6 protein-coding genes are annotated in these 3,382 nt (G+C 64.2%); 2 read left to right on the top strand and 4 right to left on the bottom strand.

Annotated features, from left to right (window positions below):
* On the bottom strand, positions 1–271 hold a 271-nt coding region (locus tag EOA33_RS28855; RefSeq protein ID WP_145989332.1), incomplete at its 3' end, for an NAD(P)H-dependent oxidoreductase.
* 93 nt (positions 272–364) lie between these two features.
* Here EOA33_RS28855 and EOA33_RS28850 point away from each other — a divergent pair.
* Positions 365–733 carry a helix-turn-helix domain-containing protein gene (locus EOA33_RS28850; RefSeq protein WP_187331432.1) on the top strand — a complete coding sequence of 123 codons (369 nt, stop codon included), beginning with the start codon at positions 365–367 and terminating at the stop codon, positions 731–733.
* A gap of 100 nt (positions 734–833) precedes the next feature.
* Here the strand turns inward: EOA33_RS28850 and EOA33_RS39900 are convergent, their stop codons facing one another.
* The 3 genes from EOA33_RS39900 to EOA33_RS28835 form a co-directional block, all read right to left on the bottom strand.
* Positions 834–1,127 carry a hypothetical protein gene (locus EOA33_RS39900; protein ID WP_126058721.1) on the bottom strand — a complete coding sequence of 98 codons (294 nt, stop codon included), beginning with the start codon at positions 1,125–1,127 and terminating at the stop codon, positions 834–836.
* A gap of 70 nt (positions 1,128–1,197) precedes the next feature.
* Positions 1,198–1,593 carry an acyl-CoA thioesterase gene (locus EOA33_RS28840; RefSeq protein ID WP_126058720.1) on the bottom strand — a complete coding sequence of 132 codons (396 nt, stop codon included), beginning with the start codon at positions 1,591–1,593 and terminating at the stop codon, positions 1,198–1,200.
* A 100-nt stretch (positions 1,594–1,693) separates the two neighbouring features.
* Entirely contained in the window at positions 1,694–2,635 is a 942-nt protein-coding gene (locus EOA33_RS28835; protein WP_126058719.1) for a phosphoribosylaminoimidazolesuccinocarboxamide synthase, read from the bottom strand.
* A gap of 207 nt (positions 2,636–2,842) precedes the next feature.
* On the opposite strand from EOA33_RS28835, the gene EOA33_RS28830 reads away from it, so the two are divergent.
* Positions 2,843–3,382 (top strand): GMC family oxidoreductase N-terminal domain-containing protein (locus EOA33_RS28830; protein WP_190234400.1); only part of this gene is annotated, 540 nt, incomplete at its 3' end.

Genomic DNA, 3,382 nt, shown 5'->3' with positions numbered 1-3,382 from the left:
GGCCGTGATTGTACTCGGCGGCGGTGAAGATGAAGCCGTCGAAAGAGGCGACCTTCTTCTGCCAGCGCTGCGCCACCTCGTTCTGCGACGGCGCCCAGGCGGAGGAAGCGACCTCGTCGAAGAACGGCAGCGGGAAGTCGCGCAGGTCGACGACTTCGACGTCGATGTCTGCATGCGCCTTGGCGATCTTGGCGATCCACTCGGTCGGCACGTCGGCGAAGCGTGCGGCGCGCGTCGAACCGACGATAATGGCGATTTTGGGCTTGGACATTTTGGGAGGCTCTCCTTGCGGGAAATTGTGGTATCGTTTGGATACCGGCGCTATATGAGATACCGCAAAAGCGAAGTGCAAGGAGGCACGTTTTTGTTACTGAGGCACCCGCATATCACCGAAGACTGTCGCGCCGTGTCGGAAATCCTGCAGCGCGTCGGCGACAAATGGACCGTTCTGGTGGTCGGCAAGCTCGGCGACGGACCGCTGCGCTTCAATGAACTGCGCGCCGCCGTCGGCGGCATTTCGCAGAAGATGCTGACCACCACATTGCGCGGTCTGGAGCGCGATGGCTTCGTCATCCGCACCGTCTTCCCGACCATCCCGCCGCGCGTCGACTACGAGCTGACAGAGCTTGGCCACGAGCTGTTGGTCCCCGTCAGCGCGCTCGGCGCATGGGCGCGCAGGAACACCGCCAGGGTCAGGGCCGCGCGCGAGAAATTCGACGGTCTGCACGGCTGAAAGCCTGTTGCCGCAAGGATTTTTGGCGCAAGCCCGCGAAGGATGAACCTTCGTGCCGACCCGTTTTCTGGCCGGCCGCTGTGGCGTGTCCGTCCCGTTTTCAGCTTCCGGTGGATCGTCTCGCAGTCAGCCCGGCGGGCCGTCTGCTCGCGGCAATCGTCCGCGGTTTCTGGCCGGCGTCGCAACTGATCGCCAGGCATTTTTCGCTTGCGCCCGGCGGCTTGCCGATGACGCAATTTTGCGAAGCGCAAGAGAGCCTGGCATCGGCTTGCTTGATCTCGGTATAGGCGGTTGCGGCGAGCAGGCCGAACAGGCCCAGGACGGCTCCCGCAAGAACACCGTTCAGCGTTCGTTGACGCATTGTCTTCCCCCAAGCCCCGGCGGACTTGGTCACGGAAATTTGCGCATGACTGTGAAGGAGCTCACGCAGCCCGCCGGCAGGGCCCTCGCCTGCCGGAGCCGGATTAGCCTTCGGCCGGAACCGCCTTCGGCTTGCCCTCGCCGTCCAGCGCCACCATGACGAAATCGGCATGGGTGACCTTCTCCATCAGGTCGGACAGATAGCGCTGCGCCCAGGCCTCGACCTTGAGCGCCATCGAGGTGCGGCCGACGCGCTCGACATGGGTGTAGATGCAGAGCGTGTCGCCGATCTTCATCGGCTTGGCGAAGGACATCTCCTTGACCGCCGCCGTCACCACGCGGCCCTTGGCGCGCTCGGCGGCGCGGATGCCGCAGGCAAGGTCCATCTGCGCCATCACCCAGCCGCCGAAGATATCGCCAGCCGCGTTGGCGTCGGACGGCATGGCCAGCGTCCGCAGTGTCAGGTCGCCGATCGGCCGTCCGTCCGCGTAGTGCACCATACCGCAAATCCCCTGAGATCGATGACATGATCCCGTAGCGTCACGGCGCCGGCAGGTCAACGCGCCGCCGATGCTGTCGCAAGGAGCGGCTGGCTTGACCCTAAAAGTAGCGCTCGAGGTTCGCGCGGATGCGATCGAGCACGGTAGCCCCGGAAACGTCGGGGACGAATTCCTTGCCGGTGATCGCCTCATAGGCCTGCGCATAGACCTGCGAAGCCTGTGCGACGATCTCGTCCGGTATCGTCGGGATCGGATCCCTGTAAGGATCGCAGCGCGCCGCGACCCATGACCGGATGAAATCCTTGTCGAAACTCTCCGGCCGCCCACCGCTCGCGAAGGCATCTTCGTAGCTCGCCGCAATCCAGTACCGGCTGCTGTCCGGCGTATGGATTTCGTCGGCCAGGATTATGGCCCCGCTCTTGTCGGTGCCGAATTCATATTTCGTATCGGCCAGGATCAGGCCGCGTTCGGCGGCTCGCGCCTGGCCGCGGGCGAACAGCCGCAAGGCGTAGTCCGACACCGTATCCCACTGTGCTGGCGTAAGAAGTCCCTGTTCGAGGATCTCGGCCTTCGACAGCGGCTCGTCATGGCCGCCATCCGCGGCCTTGCTCGTCGGGGTGATCACCGGCTCGGCCAATCTCTCATTGTCGCGCAAGCCGTCCGGCAGGTTCATTCCATACATGGTCCGCTCGCCCTTCCGGTACCTGGTCAGGATCGAGGTGCTGGTGGTTCCCGCCAGATAGCCGCGCACGACGATCTCGACCGGCAGGATATCGAGCCTTGTGCCGACGACGACGTTCGGGTCGGGGTATTCGAGAACATGGTTCGGGCAGATGTCGGCCGTTTCCTCGAACCAGTAGCGGGCGGTCTGGGTGAGGATCTCGCCCTTGAACGGGATCGAGGCCAGGATGATGTCGAAGGCGCTGAGGCGATCGGTGGCGATGATGATGCGCCTGCCGTCCGGCAGGTCGTAGTTTTCGCGGACCTTGCCCTTGTAGTAACCGGGCAGTTCCGGGATGAAGGCATCGGAGAGGGTACGCATATGGATCTCCTGCCTCCCGCGGATTGCTCGATGCCTTCGCATAAGCTCTCGACCCCGTGCATATCAAGCGGGATTGTCGGGTTATCCCGCAACTCCATCGTATTGCGGCGGTCGTATTTTTCACAACCGATGCCGGAAGGCGCGGCGACGCGGCGAACCCGGCGCGTCTAGGCTGCGGCCAGATTTCCGGAGCCGCACCGACCAGTCATGCAGACCTATGATTTCATCATCGTCGGCTCCGGCTCGGCCGGTTCGGTGCTTGCCGAAAGACTGTCGGCATCGGGCCGTTTCTCGGTCCTGGTGCTGGAGGCCGGCGGCACCGACCGCCGCTTCTACGTCCAGATGCCGCTCGGCTACGGCAAGACCTTCTTCGACCCGGCCGTCAACTGGAACTATAAAGCGGAGCCCGATCCTGGCCTTGGCGGAAACGCCGACCACTGGCCGCGCGGCAAGCTGCTCGGCGGGTCGAGCTCGATCAACGCCATGGTGTATATCAGGGGGGCGCGCGAGGATTTCGACGCCTGGGCAGCCGCCGGCAATCCAGGTTGGAGCTACGACGACCTGCTCCCCGCCTTCAAGGCGCTGGAGGACAATGAAGCCGGCGCCAACCAGTGGCGCGGTGTCGGCGGCCCGTTGCGCATCACCGATTGCTCGGACGCGGTGCATCCGCTGACGAAGCGCTACCTGGCGGCCGCCCAACAGGCCGGCCTGCCGTTCAATCCGGACTTCAACGGCGCCTCCCAGGAA

The sequence above is a fragment of the Mesorhizobium sp. M4A.F.Ca.ET.050.02.1.1 genome (assembly GCF_003997725.1).
In the GTDB taxonomy this organism is placed as follows: Bacteria; Pseudomonadota; Alphaproteobacteria; order Rhizobiales; family Rhizobiaceae; genus Mesorhizobium.
The sequence above is the reverse complement of the archived record's forward strand: the minus strand, read 5'-3'. Positions and strand labels throughout refer to the sequence as shown.